Source organism: Thioalkalivibrio sp. ALJ24 (assembly GCF_000377785.1).
GTDB lineage: Bacteria > Pseudomonadota > Gammaproteobacteria > Ectothiorhodospirales > Ectothiorhodospiraceae > Thioalkalivibrio.
The window spans coordinates 121,291-139,772 of record NZ_KB898725.1 but is presented as its reverse complement, the minus strand read 5'-3'; the positions used below and the strand labels follow the sequence as shown (position 1 = coordinate 139,772).

20 protein-coding genes (1 of these 20 running past the window's edge) are annotated in these 18,482 nt (G+C 68.9%); 14 read left to right on the top strand and 6 right to left on the bottom strand.

Going from position 1 to position 18,482, the window contains the following annotated elements; translation table 11 throughout:
* Positions 1-133: 133 nt before the first annotated feature.
* The 8 genes from leuS to D571_RS0102815 are packed head-to-tail and all read left to right on the top strand — an operon-like array spanning position 134 to position 7,791.
* The gene (gene leuS / locus D571_RS0102850) at positions 134-2,725 is read left to right on the top strand and encodes a leucine--tRNA ligase (protein ID WP_018935168.1); all 2,592 of its coding nucleotides are present in this window, start codon (positions 134-136) and stop codon (positions 2,723-2,725) included.
* Positions 2,722-3,237 carry an LPS assembly lipoprotein LptE gene (gene lptE, locus D571_RS0102845; RefSeq protein ID WP_018935167.1) on the top strand — a complete coding sequence of 172 codons (516 nt, stop codon included), beginning with the start codon at positions 2,722-2,724 and terminating at the stop codon, positions 3,235-3,237. Before leuS ends, lptE begins: the two co-directional genes overlap by 4 nt.
* Before the next feature lies 1 nt (position 3,238).
* The gene (gene holA, locus D571_RS0102840) at positions 3,239-4,270 is read left to right on the top strand and encodes a DNA polymerase III subunit delta (protein WP_018935166.1); all 1,032 of its coding nucleotides are present in this window, start codon (positions 3,239-3,241) and stop codon (positions 4,268-4,270) included.
* 2 nt (positions 4,271-4,272) lie between these two features.
* Positions 4,273-5,577, top strand: a complete 1,305-nt coding sequence (locus D571_RS0102835; RefSeq protein ID WP_018935165.1) for a glutamate-5-semialdehyde dehydrogenase — start codon at positions 4,273-4,275, stop codon at positions 5,575-5,577.
* A 21-nt stretch (positions 5,578-5,598) separates the two neighbouring features.
* Complete coding sequence (nadD, locus tag D571_RS0102830; protein WP_018935164.1) at positions 5,599-6,246, top strand: nicotinate-nucleotide adenylyltransferase; 648 nt, start codon at positions 5,599-5,601, stop codon at positions 6,244-6,246.
* Positions 6,243-6,674, top strand: a complete 432-nt coding sequence (gene rsfS, locus D571_RS0102825; protein WP_018935163.1) for a ribosome silencing factor — start codon at positions 6,243-6,245, stop codon at positions 6,672-6,674. The genes nadD and rsfS overlap by 4 nt, the downstream gene beginning before the upstream one ends.
* A gap of 15 nt (positions 6,675-6,689) precedes the next feature.
* The gene (gene rlmH / locus D571_RS0102820) at positions 6,690-7,160 is read left to right on the top strand and encodes a 23S rRNA (pseudouridine(1915)-N(3))-methyltransferase RlmH (protein WP_018935162.1); all 471 of its coding nucleotides are present in this window, start codon (positions 6,690-6,692) and stop codon (positions 7,158-7,160) included.
* Between the two features lie 16 nt (positions 7,161-7,176).
* Positions 7,177-7,791, top strand: a complete 615-nt coding sequence (locus D571_RS0102815; RefSeq protein ID WP_018935161.1) for a nucleoside triphosphate pyrophosphatase — start codon at positions 7,177-7,179, stop codon at positions 7,789-7,791.
* Here D571_RS0102815 and D571_RS0102810 read toward each other — a convergent pair whose 3' ends face one another.
* From D571_RS0102810 to D571_RS0102800, 3 genes are read right to left on the bottom strand one after another with little or no spacing between them, the layout of a single operon-like run.
* On the bottom strand, positions 7,792-9,231 hold the full coding sequence (locus D571_RS0102810) for a sigma-54 dependent transcriptional regulator (RefSeq protein ID WP_018935160.1): 1,440 nt from the start codon (positions 9,229-9,231) through the stop codon (positions 7,792-7,794). It lies immediately after the preceding gene.
* Complete coding sequence (locus D571_RS0102805; RefSeq protein WP_018935159.1) at positions 9,228-10,841, bottom strand: PAS domain-containing sensor histidine kinase; 1,614 nt, start codon at positions 10,839-10,841, stop codon at positions 9,228-9,230. Before D571_RS0102805 ends, D571_RS0102810 begins: the two co-directional genes overlap by 4 nt.
* A 12-nt stretch (positions 10,842-10,853) precedes the next feature.
* Positions 10,854-11,102 carry a PP0621 family protein gene (locus D571_RS0102800; protein WP_018935158.1) on the bottom strand — a complete coding sequence of 83 codons (249 nt, stop codon included), beginning with the start codon at positions 11,100-11,102 and terminating at the stop codon, positions 10,854-10,856.
* A gap of 107 nt (positions 11,103-11,209) precedes the next feature.
* Here D571_RS0102800 and D571_RS0102795 point away from each other — a divergent pair, with 107 nt between their 5' ends.
* Complete coding sequence (locus D571_RS0102795; RefSeq protein ID WP_198003764.1) at positions 11,210-11,743, top strand: RNA pyrophosphohydrolase; 534 nt, start codon at positions 11,210-11,212, stop codon at positions 11,741-11,743.
* Positions 11,744-11,766: 23 nt separating this feature from the next.
* Positions 11,767-14,034 (top strand): phosphoenolpyruvate--protein phosphotransferase, encoded by a 2,268-nt coding sequence (gene ptsP / locus D571_RS0102790; RefSeq protein ID WP_018935156.1) that lies wholly within the window; start codon positions 11,767-11,769, stop codon positions 14,032-14,034.
* Positions 14,035-14,058: 24 nt separating this feature from the next.
* Here the strand turns inward: ptsP and D571_RS0102785 are convergent, their stop codons facing one another.
* Together D571_RS0102785 and D571_RS0102780 are read right to left on the bottom strand one after the other, a co-directional pair.
* Entirely contained in the window at positions 14,059-14,580 is a 522-nt protein-coding gene (locus D571_RS0102785) for a CopD family protein (RefSeq protein WP_018935155.1), read from the bottom strand.
* Positions 14,581-14,633: 53 nt separating this feature from the next.
* Positions 14,634-15,149: a TlpA disulfide reductase family protein gene (locus tag D571_RS0102780; RefSeq protein WP_018935154.1), complete on the bottom strand. Its 516-nt coding sequence runs from the start codon at positions 15,147-15,149 to the stop codon at positions 14,634-14,636.
* Positions 15,150-15,262: 113 nt separating this feature from the next.
* Here D571_RS0102780 and argC point away from each other — a divergent pair, with 113 nt between their 5' ends.
* The 4 genes from argC to erpA are packed head-to-tail and all read left to right on the top strand — an operon-like array spanning position 15,263 to position 17,934.
* Entirely contained in the window at positions 15,263-16,315 is a 1,053-nt protein-coding gene (argC, locus tag D571_RS0102775) for an N-acetyl-gamma-glutamyl-phosphate reductase (protein WP_026287533.1), read from the top strand.
* 3 nt (positions 16,316-16,318) lie between these two features.
* Positions 16,319-17,065: a DUF6776 family protein gene (locus D571_RS0102770; RefSeq protein WP_018935152.1), complete on the top strand. Its 747-nt coding sequence runs from the start codon at positions 16,319-16,321 to the stop codon at positions 17,063-17,065.
* A complete protein-coding gene (locus D571_RS0102765) occupies positions 17,062-17,496 on the top strand; it encodes a polymer-forming cytoskeletal protein (RefSeq protein ID WP_018935151.1) in 435 nt (144 codons plus the stop codon). Before D571_RS0102770 ends, D571_RS0102765 begins: the two co-directional genes overlap by 4 nt.
* Before the next feature lie 54 nt (positions 17,497-17,550).
* Positions 17,551-17,934 carry an iron-sulfur cluster insertion protein ErpA gene (gene erpA / locus D571_RS0102760; RefSeq protein WP_018935150.1) on the top strand — a complete coding sequence of 128 codons (384 nt, stop codon included), beginning with the start codon at positions 17,551-17,553 and terminating at the stop codon, positions 17,932-17,934.
* A gap of 73 nt (positions 17,935-18,007) precedes the next feature.
* Here the strand turns inward: erpA and D571_RS0102755 are convergent, their stop codons facing one another.
* Positions 18,008-18,482 carry the final stretch of an anhydro-N-acetylmuramic acid kinase gene (locus D571_RS0102755; RefSeq protein ID WP_018935149.1) on the bottom strand. The gene runs 647 nt beyond the window's last position, so 475 of the gene's 1,122 nt are visible here — the last part of the coding sequence; its start codon lies beyond the right edge, outside the window; it ends in the stop codon at positions 18,008-18,010.

Below are 18,482 nucleotides of genomic sequence, written 5' to 3'. Positions count from 1 at the left end.
CTTTGCAAGTTCCTGAAAAATCAATGAATGTGTCTTTCGGTCCTCCGGGGTGTGCGGCCGGATGTGCTGGAAGGGGGCAAGGGCGGCTGGTATTCTGCGCGGTTCACTGGTTTGAGCCTGGCAGGTAAGACGCATGCAGGAACACTATTCCCCGGAACAGGTGGAGACCGAGGTCCAGCGTCGCTGGGACGAGACCGGCTGTTTCCGGGCGCGGGAAGATGCCGCGGGAGAACCCTTCTACTGCCTGTCGATGTTCCCGTACCCGTCGGGCAAGCTGCATATGGGACATGTGCGCAACTACACCATCGGCGACGTGATCGCCCGCTTCCAGCGCATGCAGGGCAGGAGCGTGCTGCAGCCGATGGGCTGGGACGCCTTCGGCCTGCCGGCGGAGAATGCGGCGATGCAGAACAATGTGCCGCCGGCGACATGGACGCGCCAGAACATCGAGCAGATGCGCACCCAGCTCAAGCGCCTGGGCTTCGCCTACGACTGGTCGCGCGAGTTCGCGACCTGCGATGCCGATTATTACCGCTGGGAGCAGTGGCTGTTCGTGCGCCTGCTGAAAAAGGGGCTGGTCTATCGCAAGAAGGCGACCGTGAACTGGGACCCGGTGGATCAGACCGTGCTCGCCAACGAGCAGGTCATCGAGGGCCGCGGCTGGCGCTCCGGCGCGCCGGTGGAGCGTCGCGAGATGCCGCAGTGGTTCCTGCGCATCACCGACTACGCCGACGAGCTGCTGGAAGCACTGGACGACCTCGACGGCTGGCCGGACCAGGTGCGCACCATGCAGCGCAACTGGATCGGGCGTTCCGAGGGCGTGGAGCTGGAGTTCGCGGTGGAGGGCGGCGAACCGCTGACCGTGTTCACGACCCGGCCGGACACCCTGTTCGGGGTCAGCTACATGGCGCTCGCGCCGGAGCACCCGCGGGTGCAGGCGCTGGCGCAGAACGATCCGGAACTGGCCGCGTTCGTCGCGGAATGCGGCCAGGGCGGGGTGGCCGAGGCGGACCTCGCCACGATGGAGAAGAAGGGCCGCGCGCTGGGCTTCACCGCCCGCCACCCGCTGACCGGCGAAGACATACCGGTGTGGGTCGCCAACTTCGTGCTGATGGAATACGGCACCGGCGCGGTGATGGCGGTGCCGGCACACGACGAACGCGACCACGAGTTCGCCAGCCAGTACGGCCTGCCGATCCGCCAGGTGATCGCCCCGGCCGACGGCGCCGAGTGCGACGTTCAGGCCGCGGCCTTCACCGAGCCCGGCGTGCTGGTGAACTCCGGTGACTTCACCGGGCAGGACTCGGAGGCCGCGAAGGCGGCGATCGCCGAACACCTGGAGCAGGCCGGGCTCGGCCGGCGCCGGCGCAACTATCGCCTGCGCGACTGGGGCATCTCGCGCCAGCGCTACTGGGGTTGCCCGATCCCGGTGATCCACTGCGACGACTGCGGCGCGGTGCCGGTGCCGGAAGCCGACCTGCCGGTGCGCCTGCCGGAGGACGTGATCCCGGACGGTGCCGGTTCGCCGCTGGCGCGCATGCCGGAGTTCTTCGAGGCGACCTGCCCGGAATGTGGCAAGCCGGCGCGGCGCGAGACCGACACCTTCGATACCTTCTTCGAGTCCAGCTGGTACTTCGCGCGCTATGCCTGCGCCGACAACGACACGGCGATGCTGGACGAGCGCGCCGACCACTGGCTGCCGGTGGATCAGTACGTCGGCGGCATCGAGCACGCGGTGCTGCATCTGCTGTATGCGCGCTTCTTCCACAAGCTGCTGCGCGACGAAGGGCTGGTGGCCTCGGACGAGCCGTTCACCCGGCTGCTGACCCAGGGCATGGTGGTGGCGCCCACCTTCTACCGCGAGCGCGGTGATGGCGGGAAGGACTGGATCAACCCCGCCGATGTCGAGCTGGAGCGCGCGGAGGACGGCTCGGTGAAGGCCGCGCGCCACCGCGAGGACGGGCAGCCGGTGGCGATCGGCGGCATGGAGAAGATGTCCAAGTCGAAGAACAACGGCGTGGACCCGCAGGCGCTGATCGAGCGCTTCGGGGCCGACACCGCGCGGCTGTTCACCATGTTCGCCGCGCCGCCGGACCTGTCGCTGGAATGGTCCGACTCCGGCGTGGAAGGCGCGCAGCGCTTCATCCGCCGTCTGTGGCGTGCGGTGCGCGAGCATGTCGAGGGCCCGGCCCCCGCGCCGCTGGATCCGGAAAACCTGTCCGATCCGGCCGCAGAACTGCGGCGCAAGCTGCACGACACCATCGCCAAGGTCACCGACGACATTGGTCGGCGCCAGACCTTCAACACCGCAGTCGCGGCGAACATGGAGCTGCTGAACGAGCTCGGACGCCTGCCGGAGGATGCCGAGGGCGCCATCGCGGTACGTCAGGAGGTGCTGGAGGGCGTCGTGCGCATGCTGGCACCGATCATCCCGCACGTGACCGAGACCCTCTGGCGCGCGCTGGGCCATGACGAGCCGGTCGCGACCACCGCCTGGCCGCAGGTCGACGAGGCTGCGCGCCAGGCGGCACAGGAGACCCTGGCCGTGCAGGTGAACGGCAAGCGCCGCGCCGAGATCGCGGTGCCCGCCGGCGCCGACCGCGACGCGATCGAGGCGGTGGCCCGCGGCGACGAGAACGTGCAGCGACACATCGCGGGGCAGGCGGTCGTCAAGGTGATCGTGGTCCCGGGCCGCCTGGTGAACTTCGTGGTCAAGCCGCAATGATTCCGGCCCTGTCGCGGGTGCTCGCGGTGCTGGTGCTGGCGGCCTCGCTGGCCGCTTGCGGGTTCCAGCTGCGCGGTGCCGGCGACTGGCCGGCGCAGCTGGACCCGGTGGAGATCCGTGGCCTGCAGCCCCGCGATTCGCTGTATCAGGAACTGGCCCGCGGTCTGCGCGCCTCCGGGGTGGAGGTCGTGGACAGCCGGCCGGAGGAACGGGGCGTGACCCTCGAGATCCGCTCGGTGGACGATTCGCGGCGCGCGCTGTCGGTCTCCGATCAGGCGCGGGTCAGTGAATACGAACTCGTCCGTCGCGTGCAGGTCCGGCTGCATCCGGCCGATGGCGAGGCGGTGGATCTCGAGCCGTTGCGGGCAAGTCGCACCTATGTCTACGACGAGACCGCCGTGCTCAGCCGCTCGGAACGCGAGGAGGACCTGCGCGACACGATGAATCGCGATCTGGTCGCGCTGCTGCGCCGCCAGGTGGAGGCCCTCGAACGGCCGGCGGACGGCGACTGAGATGGCGGTCGATCCGGCACGTCTCGGCTCGCTGTTGCAGAAGGGTGCGGGCCCGCTGTACATGCTGCTGGGCGAGGAGCCGCTGCAGGCCATCGAGGCTGCGGACGCGATCCGCGCCGCCGCGCGCGAACAGGGTTTTGCCGAGCGTACGGTGCTGGACATGTCCGCGCAGTCGGACTGGTCGGCGCTGGACGCGGCGGTGCGCGACCGCTCGCTGTTCGCCAGCCGCTCGCTGGTCGACCTGCGCCTGCCCACCGGCAAGCCCGGGCGCGAGGGCGGCGAACGGCTGAAGGCGTATGCGGCGGCGCCGGAACCCGACATCGTGTTGCTGCTGCAGCTCCCGCGTCCGGATCGCGACATGCGCCGGGCCGCCTGGTTCAAGGCCATGGAGTCGGCCGCGGTGGTGGTGCACGCGCGGCCGGTACCGCCGGACCGGCTCGCCGGCTGGATCCGTGAGCGTCTGGCCGGGCACGGGCTGCGCATCACCGATGACGCCCTGCAGTTACTGGCGGCCCGGGTCGAAGGTAACCTGCTGGCGGCGCGCCAGGAGGTGGAGAAGCTGGCGCTGGCCGGGGTGCGGGAAATCGATCTCGAAACGCTGGCCGAGGCCACCGCGGATGCCGCGCGCTTCGACCTGTTCGGCCTGTCGGCGGCGGCCCTGCGCGGTGACACCGCGCGTGCCCTGCGCATGCTGGAGGGCCTGCTGGACGAAGGCCAGCCGGAGCCGCTGATCCTGTGGGTGCTGGCGCGCGATGCCCGGCTGCTGGTGCAGATCGTCGAGCGCCGGGCGGCCGGGGCGAACGACCGCGAGGCCTTCCAGGGCAGCTTCGGCGAACAGCAAAAGGCCCTGCGTCAGGCGGCGGGACGTCTGGACCCGGCGCGTGCACGCGATATCCTGCGTCGGGCCGCGCGAGCGGACCGGGCCATCAAGGGGCAGGATCCCGGCAACCCCCGGCAGCTGTTGCTAGACTTGGTGGCCCGCATCGCCGGACGACCGCTGACCCTTTCCGTGCCCGAACTCGAGACCGTCTGAACATGAATGCCGTGACCCAGGAAGACCCCGCCATCGACGCCGATCTGTTCGAACGCATGCAGGCGCTGGGCCGTGCCGCCCGCGCGGCCTCGCGCCACATGGCCGAGGCCGGGCCGGGGGCCAAGAACGCGGCCCTGGAGGCCATCGCCGAGGGGATCGCCGAGCGCCGCGCGGAGCTGGCCGAGGCCAACGAGCAGGATCTGGAGGCCGGGCGTGCGCGCGGGCTGGACGCCGCGATGCTGGATCGCCTGGCGCTGACCGATGCGCGCATCGACACCATGATCGAGGGCTGCCGGCAGGTTGCGGGCCTGCCGGATCCGGTGGGTACGATCTCCGACATGGCCTATCAGCCCAGCGGCATCCAGGTGGGGCAGATGCGCGTGCCGCTGGGGGTGATCGGCATCATCTACGAGTCGCGGCCCAACGTGACCATCGACGCGGCGGCGCTGTGCCTGAAGTCGGGCAATGCGGCTATCCTGCGCGGTGGCTCCGAGGCGGCGCATTCCAATCGCGCGCTGGCCGGCATCATCCAGTCCGGGCTGGCGGCGGCGGGGCTGCCGCGCGAGGCGGTACAGATCGTCGACACCACCGACCGTGCCGCGGTGGGGGCGCTGCTGCGCATGCCCGAGTACGTGGACGTGATCGTGCCACGCGGCGGCAAGGGGCTGATCGAGCGCATCAGCCAGGAGTCGCGCATCCCGGTAATCAAGCATCTTGACGGGGTCTGTCACGTGTACGTGGATGCCGCGGCGGATGCGGACAAGGCGCAGGCGGTGGCGGTGAACGCGAAGACCCAGCGCTACGGGACCTGCAACACCATGGAGACCCTGCTGGTGCACGCCGACCGCGCGGAGGGCTTCCTGCCGGCGGTGGCGGCCGAACTGGACGGTCTGGGGGTCAGCCTGCGCGGCTGCCCCCGCACCCGTGCGGTGCTGGACGATGCCGCCATGGAGGTGGCCGAGGCGACCGAGGAGGACTGGGCGGCCGAATACCTGGGGCCGATCCTGGCGATCCGCGTGGTCGACGACCTGGATGCCGCGATCGAGCACATCAACACCTGGGGCTCGCATCACACCGACAGCATCGTGACCGAGAACTGGGGCCATGCGCGGCGATTCCTGCGCGCGGTGGATTCCAGCTCGGTGATGGTCAATGCCTCCACCCGCTTCGCCGACGGGTTCGAGTACGGCCTGGGCGCCGAGATCGGGATCTCCACTGACAAGCTGCACGCGCGCGGTCCGGTGGGGCTGCACGGCCTGACTACCCTCAAATACATCGTGTTTGGTGACGGCCATGTGCGTGGCTGAGTACCGCGGGAAGGTGGCGGCTTGATCGGGATCCTCGGCGGGACCTTCGATCCGATCCATTTCGGCCACCTGCGCCCGGCGCTGGAGGTGCAGCAGCACCTGGGGCTGGACCGGGTGCATTTCGTGCCATGCCACGTGCCGCCCCATCGCGCCAGTCCGGGGACCTCGGGCGAGGATCGCCTGGCCATGGTGGAGCGCGCAGTGGCCGGCGTGGAGGGTTTCGTCGCCGACCGGCGCGAGCTGGACCGCACCGGTCCTTCATACACCGTGGACACCCTGCTGACGTTTCGCGAAGAGCTGGGTGACCGGGTGCCGCTGGTGCTGATCATGGGCATGGATGCGTTCGCCGGGCTTTCTTCCTGGCACCGCTGGGAGACCCTGTTCGAACTGGCACACGTCGCCGTGTCGCACCGTCCCGGCAGTCCCGCCTCGCAGGACCTGGGCGACTGGCGCGGGGGCAGGGTGACCGAGGACCCCGCCGCCCTGCGATCCAGCCCCGCCGGGCGGGTCTATTTCCAGCCGGTCACCCAGCTGGACATCTCCGCCACCGCCATCCGGGCGCAGCTGCGCGAGGGTTCGAGCCCGCGCTTTCTGCTGCCCGGCACCGTGGACCGTTACATACAGGAGCGCGGGCTGTACCGGCCCGCCGCAGGAACCGCATCGACATGACATCCGACGCCAACAACAGCGAAGCCATGCTGGAATGGGTTCTCGAGACCCTCGAGGACATGAAGGCCCGCAACATCCGCAGCATCGACGTGCGCGGCAAGACCACGCTGGCCGATTTCATGGTGATCGCCTCCGGGACCTCCGGGCGGCATGTGCAGTCCACCGCCGAGCGCGTGGCCGTCGAGGCCAAACACCGTGGCGTGCAGCCTCTGGGCGTGGAGGGCCAGGAGGGCCAGGAATGGGTCCTGGTCGATCTCAACGACGTGATCATCCACGTGATGCTCCCCGAGACCCGGGAGTTCTACAACCTGGAGAAGCTGTGGCTGGCCGAGGAGGCCGGCGGCGACGAGGGCGGACCCGGGGGTGTCGACGGGGATGGCGACGATGGCGACCCGGGAATGCAGCGGGTGCGCCGGCTGCGGGGTTGAGGCGGCCCGGCGGCGATGCGCCTGCACCTGATCGCCATCGGCCGGCGCATGCCCGACTGGGTGGCCACCGGCTTTGCCGAATACCGCGACCGCCTGCCGCGCGAATGGGGGTTCCAGCTGCACGAGCTGGCCGCACCTTCGGGCTCGAAGTCGATGGATCCGACCACCCGCCTGCGGCGCGAGGGTGAAGCCCTGCTCAAGGCGGTACCCGAGGGTGCCCGGATCATCACCCTGGATGAACGCGGCCGTGCGGTGGACACCCGCGGACTGGCGCAGCGACTGGCGGGCTGGCAGGACGACGGGCGCGACGTCGCGCTGCTGATCGGCGGTGCCGACGGTCTGGATACGGCCGTGCGCGAACGGGCCGAATGGGCCTGGTCGCTGTCGCCGCTGACCTTCCCCCACATGCTGGTGCGGGTGCTGGTGGCGGAACAGCTCTACCGCGCCTGGTCGCTGCTCAACAATCATCCCTACCATCGCGCCTGACCGCACGGTATTCACCATGGCCTTCAGCGATCCCGCAAACCGCGCCGACGCCATGCCGTTGCTGCTGGCCTCGGCCTCCCCGCGCCGGCGCGAGCTTCTGACGCAGATCGGCGTGGCCCATGAGGTGGCGTCGATGGATGTCGACGAACGGGCGGAAGCGGGCGAGACCGCGGCTGCGATGGCGGAGCGCCTGGCCGCCCTCAAGGCGGAGGCCGCGCGCGGGCATGCACGCCCGGGGCAGTGGGTGCTGGCGGCCGATACCGTGGTCGCGATCGACGACGAGGCGCTGGGCAAGCCGGAGGACGATGCGGCAGCCGCGGCCATGCTGCGCCGGCTGTCCGGGCGCGAACATCGGGTGGTCACCGGCATGGCCCTGCTGCGCGACGACCGACCGGTGCGTATCGGGCGCGGCGAGACACGGGTATGGATGCGGCCCCTGGAGGAGGCGGACATCGCCGCCTATCTGGCCAGCGGCGAGCCGCGGGACAAGGCCGGGGGTTACGCCCTGCAGGGGCGGGGTGTGGCATTCGTCGAGCGCATCGACGGATCCTGCAGCAACGTGATCGGGCTGCCGCTGTTCGAGCTGGAGCAGTGGTTGAATGCGGTGGCGGATCCGCCGGCGCGCGTCTGACTATTCGATCCCGAGTTTCTTCAGGCGGTAGCGCAGCTGGCGGAAACTGAGTCCCAGCAGCCGTGCTGCGGCGGTGCGGTTGCCACCGGTCTGGTGCAGCGCGGTCTCGATGGCCTGACGTTCCTGGTCGGCCAGGTGGTCGTCCAGGCCCACGTCGTCGTAACGCACCGACGGCGGGGTCTGGCGCTCCTCGAGCTCCGGTGGCGGATTGCCCTGCGCGGGGGAGCGCCGTTCCCCGGTATCTTCCGGCGCCGGTGTCGAGGCGGGCAGGTCGACGTTCGACGCGTGGATCGTCGGGCCTTCGGCGAGGGTGGCGGCCCGTTCCAGGATATTCTCCAGCTCGCGCACGTTGCCCGGAAAGTGATGTCTTTCCAGCAGCTCCATGGCGTCCGGCGCCAGGCGGCGGGCCTCCAGGCCCCATTGCTCCGAGATGCGTTGCAGCATCTCCGCGGCCAGCCGCGGGATGTCACCGTCGCGTTCGCGCAGAGGCGGGACGCGCAGTTCGATCACGTTGAGACGGTAATACAGGTCCTGACGGAAACGGCCTTCGCGGACCGCGCGTTCGAGGTCGTGATGGGTGGCCGAGAGGATGCGCACGTCCACTGGCATCTCGCGTGAGCCACCGACCGGCTTGATCGCGCGCTCCTGGATCGCGCGCAGCAGCTTGACCTGCATTGCCAGCGGCAGGTCGGCGACCTCGTCCAGAAACAGGGTGCCGCCCTCGGCCGCCTGGAACAGCCCGGCGTGGTCCTGGGTCGCCCCGGTAAACGCCCCCTTGCGGTGACCGAAGAACTCGCTCTCCATCAGCTCCGCCGGGATCGCGCCGCAGTTCACCGGCACGAAGGGACGGTCGGCGCGCGGCCCCAGCCGATGGATCTCGCGCGCCACCAGCTCCTTGCCGGAACCGGATTCTCCGGCGATGAACACCGGGGCCTGAGAGCGCGCCAGCTTGCGGATGGTAGCGCGCAGCTGCTGCATGGGGCCGGATTCGCCCAGCAGCGGGCTTTCGGGGTCGACGGGGGGCTTGCCGGCGGATGGGTGCGTGTCGGACGCGGCCGGCGCCGGCGAGGTGGACTCCATGCGCAGGGCGCTGTCGATCAGTTCGCGCAGCTGCTTGAGGTCGACCGGCTTGCTGACGAAATCGAAGGCCCCCAGCTTGAGGGCCTGCACTGCGGTGTCGACGCTGCCATGGGCGGTTATGACCGCGACCGGCAGTTCCGGCCGGGCGGCCTGGATATGGCGGACGAGATCGAGCCCGTCGCCGTCCGGCAGGCGCATGTCGGTCAGGCACAGGTCGAAGCTGCCTGTTTCCAGCAGATCCCGGGCCGGCTGCAGCGCGCCGGTAGAGGTCGCCTCCAGGCCCATGCGGGCGAGCGTAATCTCCAGCAGCTCGCAGATGTCGGGTTCATCGTCGACAACCAGCACGTGCTTGATGCTCATGATCCCGATCCCTGGTGTTGTTCGTCGGGGGCAAACAGGATGCGGAAGCAGCCCCCGGTGGGCGCGTGCACATATTCCAGCGAGGCCCCGTTGTTTTCGCACAGCATGCGCGAGATGTACAGGCCCAGACCGGAGCCTCCGGAATGGCCGGAGACGAAAGGCTCGAACAGCTCCTTCTCGGTCTCGGGATCGATCCCCGGGCCGGCATCGAGGACGTCGAGGCTGACCACGCGGGCCACCTGGCCGGCCCCCCCGCGCAGGATGATGGGCGGGCTGCCGGGCTGGTCGTGCCCGCCGTGCACGCGCGCATTGTTGCACAGGTTCCACAGCACCTGATTGAGCTGAGAGGGGTCGAACAGGACTGCGGAATTGTCGGGCTCGACCTTTACGTGCAGGGTCTTGCGCGGGATCTGCAGGGCACTGCAGAACTCGTCGGCAAAGCGTTCCAGTTCCTCGCGCAGATGGAGCCGCTGGCGTTCGCCGGATTCACGCCGCGACAGGCTGAGGACGTTGGCGATCAGGCCGTTCACGCGGTCGCTCTGCTTCTCGATGATCGCCAGCAGGCGCTGGTCGGCGGCGGACAGGTCGGGGGATTCGCGCAGCAGCTGCGCGCTGTGGGAGATCGCCCCCAGCGGGTTGCGGATCTCGTGGGCGATACTGGCTGTCAGGCGTCCCAGTGCCTGCAGCTTGCTGGCCTGAGCCTGGCGCCGCAGTTCGGCGGCGTCCTCCAGGATCAGCAGGGTCCCCTGGTCGCCCCGGTTTCCCAGTGGGGCCAGGCGTACCTGCAGGGCCGGCTGTTCCTGGTCGCCGGACAGGTGCCGGGTGCGGGTGGCAGGAAGCGCCTCCTCCTTCCACAGACGCAGTGCGCGGGCCAGCCGCGGGGAGATCGAGGACAGGTGACGCCCGGGCCTCGGCGGCAAGAGCTGGCGAGCGGCCTCGTTGATGGAGCGGATGTAACCCTGCGGGTCGACCGCGACTACCCCGGCGCCCATGCGTGCGATGATCTGGGCATTCAGTTCGGCCAGGTTGGCGAGGTCGACCTCCTGCTGCTCGACCTGGGCGCGACTCTCGTCGGCGCGGCGGCTGAAATGGTGGGCGAGCAGCGTGCCGGCGAGCAGGGCGGCGGCCAGCAGGCCGGCCTGCGTCAGGCTGTCCAGGTTGCCGGGTGCGATCAGGATCGCGAGGCCCTCCGCCCCCAGCAGCCCCGCGGTGGCCACGGCGGCCAGTGGCAGCCCGAGGCGTCCGGCCGACAGCAGCGCGGTGGCCATCACCGCAGGGATCAGCAGCAGGCCGATCCCGGTGTCCACCCCGCCGGCGACCACCATCAGTGCGAGCAGGCCGATGGTGTCCCCGGTGCCGCCGACCAGGATCATCTTGCGGAACTGGGTGGTGCGTTCGGGTTCACGGTTGCAGTGTTCGGCGAACGCGGCCATGAAGAGGGAAAACACCAGATAGCCGCCCGCCAGCGCGGGGTAGACCTCCGGAAGCGCGGGTTCCAGTCCGACCGGCAGACCGGGGAAAAGCCCCATCAGCAGCAGGACCAGACCGACAAACGCCCGGTACAGTGCGTACAGGCGGCTGGAACGCTGGGTGTCGGCGTCGATGACCATCGGGAGCTGGAATCAGTCGTCGCTGCGGTGGCCCGCCTTGGCGTGCTCCGCCGAGCAGTAGCGGTCCTCGCCCCGGTGCACGGCCTGATCCTCGGGGATGTGCACCCCGCAGTGGGCGCAGCGCACCATGGCGCCGCTCTCGCGCAGGCGTTCCGGCGGTTCGTCGCGCTGCACGCGGTGGTGAGCGCCGCTGGAACGCACCAGGGTGCGCACGGCCAGGAAGATGGCCACGATGGCGATGATCAGCAGAAGAAGCCTCATGCCGCGAGTCTAAAGGAATGTGCATCCGCATGCCGTCCGCGGGTCTTTGCCGGACCCCCGGGGGTGTGGAACAATGCAGGAACTCAAGAAGCGTCTGGTTGCGGCAAGTGATTGATTGCGATGGGTTCCGACCAAATGTAGGCATCATCCTGTGCAACCGGGAGCGGCAGTTGTTCTGGGGCAAGCGCGCGGGGCAGGAGGCCTGGCAGTTTCCGCAGGGCGGCATACGCACCGACGAGACGCCGGAAGAGGCCCTGTTCCGTGAGCTGCACGAGGAGACCGGTCTGCTGCCGGAGCACGTGGAGCTGCTGGGTAGTACCCGGCGCTGGCTGCGCTACCGGCTGCCCGAGCGCATGATTCGCCGGCATCGCAGTCCGGTGTGTGTCGGACAGAAGCAGCGCTGGTTCCTGCTGCGCATGACGGGCGAGGAGAGCGATGTGACGCTGGATGCGATGGACTCGCCGGAATTCGATGCCTGGTGCTGGATTGACTACTGGCGTCCGGCGCGCGAGGTGGTGTACTTCAAGCGCAACGTGTACCGCCGCGCCCTGTGCGAGCTGGTGCCGCTGATGTTCCCCGAGCTACGGTCTTCCGCGGACTCGGCGGAGCAGTCCTGCGACTCGTCCGCGGTGTCACGTTGAGCACGCCGGCCGGTCCTCTTTCCATGCTCCAGGTCCTGCGCCGTGTGGTGCAGGAGGTCAACGGGGCGGCCGATTTCTTCGAAGCGCTGCACATCATCGTCACCCGCGTACGCGCGGCGCTGGATATCGACGTCTGCTCGATCTACCTGAAATCGCCCAGTTCCGGTCGCCTGGTGCTGATGGCTTCGGAAGGCCTGCACGCCGAATCGGTGGGGCAGGTGGAGATGGATCCGTCCGAGGGTCTGGTCGGGCTGGTGGCCTCGCGCGCCGAGCCGGTCAACCTCGACAGCGCCCAGGACCATCCGCGCTTTCGCTACTTCCCGGAGACGGGCGAGGAACGCTTCCTCGCCTTCCTCGGGGTCCCGATCATCCACCAGCGCAACATGCTGGGCGTGCTGGTCGTGCAGCAGCGCGAGGCACGCCGCTTCGACGACGAGCACGTGTCCTTCCTGATCACCCTGGCCGCGCAGCTGGCCGGGGCGATCGCCTACGCGGAATTCAATGACGAGATCTCCAGCGAGACCCCGCTGATCGGCCACCAGAACGTGGAGGCCACCGGGATCGCCGGCTCGCCGGGGGTAGCCATCGGCCATGCGGTGGTTGCCTATCGGCTGGCCGATCTCGACTCCATCCCCGATCGCGAGGGGGCGGGTCCGGAGACCGAGCTGGAAAGCTTCCGCCAGGCCGTCAGCGATACCCGCGACGAGATCCAGGACCTCAAGCAGCGCATGGGCGAGGCCCTGGGGCCGGACGAGCAGGTGCTGTTCGATGCCTATCTGATGCTGCTCGGCTCCGACTCCCTGGTGCACAAGACCGAGGGGCGGATCTCCGCCGGCCAGTGGGCCCCGGCGGCGCTGCGCGACACGGTGCGCGAGAGCGTGCGGGTGTTCGAGGACATGGAGGACCCCTACCTGCGCGAGCGCGCCGCCGACGTGCGCGATCTCGGGCGGCGCGTGCTGTCGCATCTGCTGCCGGCGAATCGCAGCCAGGACGAATTCCCCGAGGGCGGGATCCTGGTGGGGGACGACCTGACCGCGTCGCATCTGGCCGAGGTGCCGATCGAGCACCTGGGGGCGATCGTGTCGGCCCAGGGCACCGGTTCCTCGCATATCGCCATCCTGGCGCGGGCGCTGAACGTGCCCGCCGTGATGGGGGTGTCGGACCTGCCGGTCAGCCGACTGGAAGACCGCGAGATCCTGGTGGACGGCTATCGGGGCCGGCTGTTCGTGAACCCCAACGCCGAGCTGCGCGCGGAATTCGAGCGCCCGGTTCGCGAGGAGCGCGAGCTGGCCGAGGATCTGCGCGCCCTCGCGAAGGATCCCGCGACGACCCGCGACGGGCACTCGGTGCCGGTGATGGCCAATTCCGGGCTGCTCGCGGACATCAAGCCATCGCTGGAGTCGGGTGCCGAGGGGGTCGGGCTGTACCGAACCGAGGTCCCGTTCATGATCCGCGACCGCTTCCCCGGTGAGGAGGAGCAGGTCCGGCTGTACGAGCAGATCGTGGCCTCGTTCGACCCGATGCCGGTGACCCTGCGGACCCTGGACATCGGCGGCGACAAGTCCCTGCCCTATTTCCCGGTGCAGGAGGACAACCCCTTCCTCGGGTGGCGCGGCATCCGCATCTCGCTGGACCACCCGGAGATCTTCCTGACCCAGCTGCGGGCGATGCTGCGCGCGAGCGGCGAGCACGACAACCTGCAGATCCTGTTCCCGATGATCTCCGCGCTGGACGAGCTGAAGGGCGCGATGGCGCTGCTCAACCGGGCCCGCGAGGAGCTGCTGGACGAGGGTTACCGCATCCCGATGCCGAAGGTCGGCGTGATGGTGGAGGTGCCGGCTGCGGTTTATCTGGCGGAGACGCTGGCGCGGCGGGTGGATTTCCTGTCGGTGGGCACCAACGACCTGGTGCAGTACCTGCTGGCGGTAGACCGCAACAATGCGCGCGTTGCCAACCTCTACGACACCCTGCATCCCGCCTGCATCCGCGCGCTGGAAGCGGTCGCCGAGGGGGCTCATCGCGCGGGCAAGCCGGTGTCGGTGTGCGGCGAGATGGCGGCGGATCCGGCGGCGGTGATCCTGCTGGTGGGTATGGGGATCGACAGTCTCAGTGTGAGCGTGTCGGCGATCCCGCGGGTCAAGTGGGTGATCCGTTCGTTCTCCACCGATCGCGCCGAGGCACTGCTGGCCCAGTGCCGCCTGCTGGAAAACCCCGAGCAGATCCGCTCGCTGCTCAACAATGCCCTGGTCCAGGCCGGGCTCGGCGGCCTGGTGCGCGCCGGCAAGACCTGAACCCCCGGAAGACGGTCCCCGGTGTCAGCCCGTGTTGCCGCGGGCCCGGCGCCAGGCGACCGCGGCGGAGACCGCAAACAGCAGCAGGATGACGCCGATGCCGATCAGCGCATCGGTGATCGAGCGGTTGATTGCCAGGATCACGACCCCCACCAGCACCGGCACCGGCAGCTCGTTGAACCAGCGATACCAGTAGTGGCTGCGGATGTTGCGGTCGGCGGCGAAGTCCGCGACCAGCTTCCCGCACCACAGGTGATAGGCGATCAACAGGGCCAGCAGGGTCAGCTTGAAATGCATCCACGGCTGTTCCAGGTGGGCCGGCACCAGCGCCAGCATGATCCCGCCGAAGATCACCGTGAGAATGCCCCCCGGCGTCATGATCCCGTAAAACAGCTTGCGTTCCATGACCTTGAAGCGCTCGTTGCCCGGGGCGTCGTCGGTCGTCGCGTGATAGACGAACAGCCGCGGCAGATAGAACAGCCCCGCGAACCACGTGACCATGAAGATCAGATGGAGGCTGAGGAACCAGGAATAGGCTTCATGCATGGTGGCGTCCTTCGCCGCGCGGGGCGCTTCTTCCGTTTCCGGGGGGGCGGTTCTCAGGAGAGCCAGCGTTCCAGGTGGGTTCGAATCTGGTCGAAATCGGGGTCGCCCAGCTTCTGGTAGACGATGCGCCCACGCGGCGAGACCAGGAACGTGGTCGGTGTCAGGCGTACGCCGCCCCAGGTCGAGGCCAGGTCGCCTTCTTCATCGTGGATCACGGTGTAGGCGATCTCGCGGTCCTCGCTCATGGAGCGCACGCGGCTCTCGCGGTCGTGCTCCATGGCGATGGCCACGATGTCGAAGCCGCGGTCGCGGTATTCGGCATGCAGCTCGTTGAGCGTGGGGATCTCGCGGATGCAGTCGGGGCAGTCGGTGGCCCAGAAGGACACGAGTAGCGGGCGGCCCTCGTATCCTTCGAGGGAAACCGGCTCGCCGTCCAGATCGCTGGCCGCGAATCCCGGGGCCTCGCGTACGCCGTCGCCGGTCATCCACGCCGCGATCACGGCGGCCAGAACGAGCACAATGAAGATGCCGCCGATCGCGGCCTTGCGGTCCAGCCTGAGCTTGCTCATGTTTCCGGTTCCTGTTGGTTGATGTGTGTCCTGGTGCGATCTTTGCGATCTAAAGGACCACGCAACGGGCGCTGCGTTCCGCCGCGCGCCGCAAGCCGTTATCATGCCGCAGCATGAGCCCTGTAACCAGTAGCAAACCCGCGCGCGTCGGGGTGGTCGGTGCGACCGGCTACGCCGGCGTGGAACTCCTGCGTATCCTCGCCGGGCACCCGGCGGTCGAGCTGCACGCGGTGACCTCGCGTGGCGAGGCCGGTACCCGCGTGGCGGACCTCTTCCCCAGTCTGCGCGGCGCGGTGGACGCGGTCTTCCGCTCCCCGGATCCGGCGCTGCTTGCCGAATGCGACCTCGTGTTCTTTGCGACACCGCACGGTGTGGCGCATGCGATGGCCGGCGACCTGCTGGCCCGCGGCGTCCGCGTGATCGATCTGTCGGCCGATTTCCGGATCCGTGATCCCGAGGTCTGGGCGCAGTGGTACGGCCAGCCGCACGGGGCGCCGGAATACCTGAGCGAGGCGGTGTACGGCCTGCCGGAACTGCATCGCGGGCGGATCGCCGGGGCCAGTCTGATCGCGGTTCCCGGGTGTTACCCCACGGCCATCACCCTGGCCCTGCTGCCGCTGCTGGAGCAGGGCGTGGTGGATGCCGGCGACATCATCGCGGACGCCAAGAGCGGGGTCAGTGGCGCCGGACGGCAGGCCCGGATCGGCAGCCTGTTCGCCGAGGTGCAGGAAAATTTCCGTGCCTACGCCAGCGGCGGTCACCGTCACTGGCCGGAGATCCACCAGACCCTGACGGAGGTGTCGGGCGCAGAGGTGGGTCTGATCTTCCAGCCGCATCTGGTGCCGATGACGCGCGGGATCGAGGCCACCCTCTATCTGCGTCCGCTGGACGGCGGTGACTGGGATGTCCTGCTGCGCCAGCGCTATGCCGACGAGCCATTCGTCGACGTGATGCCCGCCGGCTCGCATCCCGAGACTGCCTCGGTGCGCGGAACCAACGGCTGCCGTCTGGCCGTCGCCTCGCCCCCGCACAGCGGGCGCCGCATGGTGCTGTCGGTGATCGACAATCTGGTCAAGGGCGCGGCGGGACAGGCCGTGCAGAACATGAATCTGATGCTGGGACGCCCGGAAACGGAGGGGCTGGAGATGCTTCCGGCCTTCCCCTGATCCGTGCGTCTGCCAAGGCGTCCGCGGGTTCCCGCGCCACGGCGACTGCGCAGGCATCCCCTTCGCCGCGCGCTGGCGCCGCTGCTGCTGGTCCTGCTGCTGATCACGGTAGCGGTCTGGTGGTGGCAGCAGGTTGGCCATGAGCCGGATGCGGCGGAAACCTCCACCCTGCGTGACGCGCGGCTGGACGAGTTGCAGGCCGCGCTGGCGGAACTGGCCGACGAGCGCGATGCCGCGGTGCGCGAGCGCCTGCGCGGTGAACGTCGCGCGGATGTCGCCGAGGCGGAGCTGGCGGCCTGCCGGCGGGAGGCCGAGGCCCGCGAGGCCGAGCTGCTGGCGCTGCGCGACGAGCTGGCGTTCTACCAGAGGCTCGCCGACGACGCTGGCGGGGACCGCGTCGGTCTGCGCAACGTGGCGGTGCACGAGACCGGCCTCGCCGATGAATACGAATTGCTGTTTCAGATCTATCGCAGCGGTCTGCGCGGGGAGTTCCCGCTGAGCTGGACGCTGGAGCTGGAAGGATACGAGGACGACAACGCAGTGACCCTGGAGGCGGCCGATCTGGGCCTGGAAGACGCAGATGAGCGCGAATTCGCGCTGCGTTTTCTGCGCACCGTGCAGGTGCGCCTCGTGCTGCCGGAAGGTTTCAGCCCGGAGCGGCTGTCCTTTACAGTGGACCCCGACGAGGACGGGCCGGACCGGATCGAGAAAACGACAGGCTGGGCCGCAGCCCGGAGGGCAAGTGAATGATGGGACGCAAACGCAAGCAGAGGGCCCGGCGGGTCGACACCCTGATCGGTGCGAATACCACCGTCCACGGGGATCTGGAATTCAGCGGCGGTCTACATCTGGAGGGGCAGATCGTCGGGGATGTCCGCGCCCCGTCCGACGGCTCGGCGGTGCTGGTGGTCGACGAGAAGGGGCAGGTCGAGGGCCAGGTGCTGGTCCCGCACCTGGTCCTGAACGGAACCGTACGCGGTGATGTCCATGCCAGCGAACACGTGGACCTGGGCGAAAAGGCCCGCCTGGAAGGCAACCTGTATTACAGTGTGCTGCAGATGGCCGAAGGTGCCACGGTGGACGGTCAGTTGCGGCGTCGGGAGGCAGACGCCGCCGTGGAACGTGAAGCACCGCTGACCGCACTGACCGATGACTCGCTTACGGCCCGTGACGATTCTTGACTCTTGGAGTCAGTCTTTATAGCGTGATGCCCGAATGATGACAGGAGACACCGCATGTCCGAAACGATGACGTCCAACGCACAGGCCGAGACGGATGACATGGACATCCCCAGCCCGCTGGTGTTTACCGATGCCGCGGCGAGCAAGGTTAAGGGGCTGATCGAGGAAGAGAACAACGACAACCTCAAGCTGCGCGTCTTCGTCAGCGGCGGTGGTTGTTCCGGATTCCAGTACGGCTTCACCTTCGATGAGACCATCGGTGACGGTGATACCGTGGTCGAAAATGGCGGGGTGACCCTGCTGATCGACCCGATGAGCTTCCAGTATCTGGTGGGGGCCGAGATCGACTACAGCGAGGGCCTGGAGGGTGCGCAGTTCGTGATTCGCAACCCCAACGCCTCGACCACCTGCGGCTGCGGATCCAGCTTCTCGGTCTGAGTCCGGACTGTCCGGATCCGGCAGGCCCGGCCTCCGCGAGGAGCCGGGCCTTTTTTGTTTACGGTCTCCGGTCTCAGTCGTTCCCCCCGGAACCGGGGATCACGCAGCCGAGGATGCGCGCGCCCCGTGCGCCGGTGACCGCGGGCAGATTCCCCGGGCGCTGGTTAAGGGTGCGAAAGGCCAGCCAGGCGAACGCCACGCCTTCCACCTGTTCTGCAGGGATGCCCTCGTCGTCGGTCAGACGGACTCGGGTCTCCGGCAGGGCCGCCGCCAGGCGTTTCAGCAGGAAATCGTTGCGCGCCCCGCCGCCGCAGATCAGTACGTCTTCCGGGGGCGTGCCCGGGCGGGCGAGTTCGTCGGCGATGGCCCTGGCTGTCAGCTCGACCAGGGTCGCCTGCACATCCGCTGCATCCCGGTTCGTCAGCATGGTGCCGCCGCGCTCGGCAAGCCACCGGGGCGAGAAATGCTCCGGACCGGTGCTCTTCGGCGGCGGACGGCGGAAGTACGGGTCCTCGAGCAGGGCCGCGAGCAGCTCCGGGTCGCGGCGT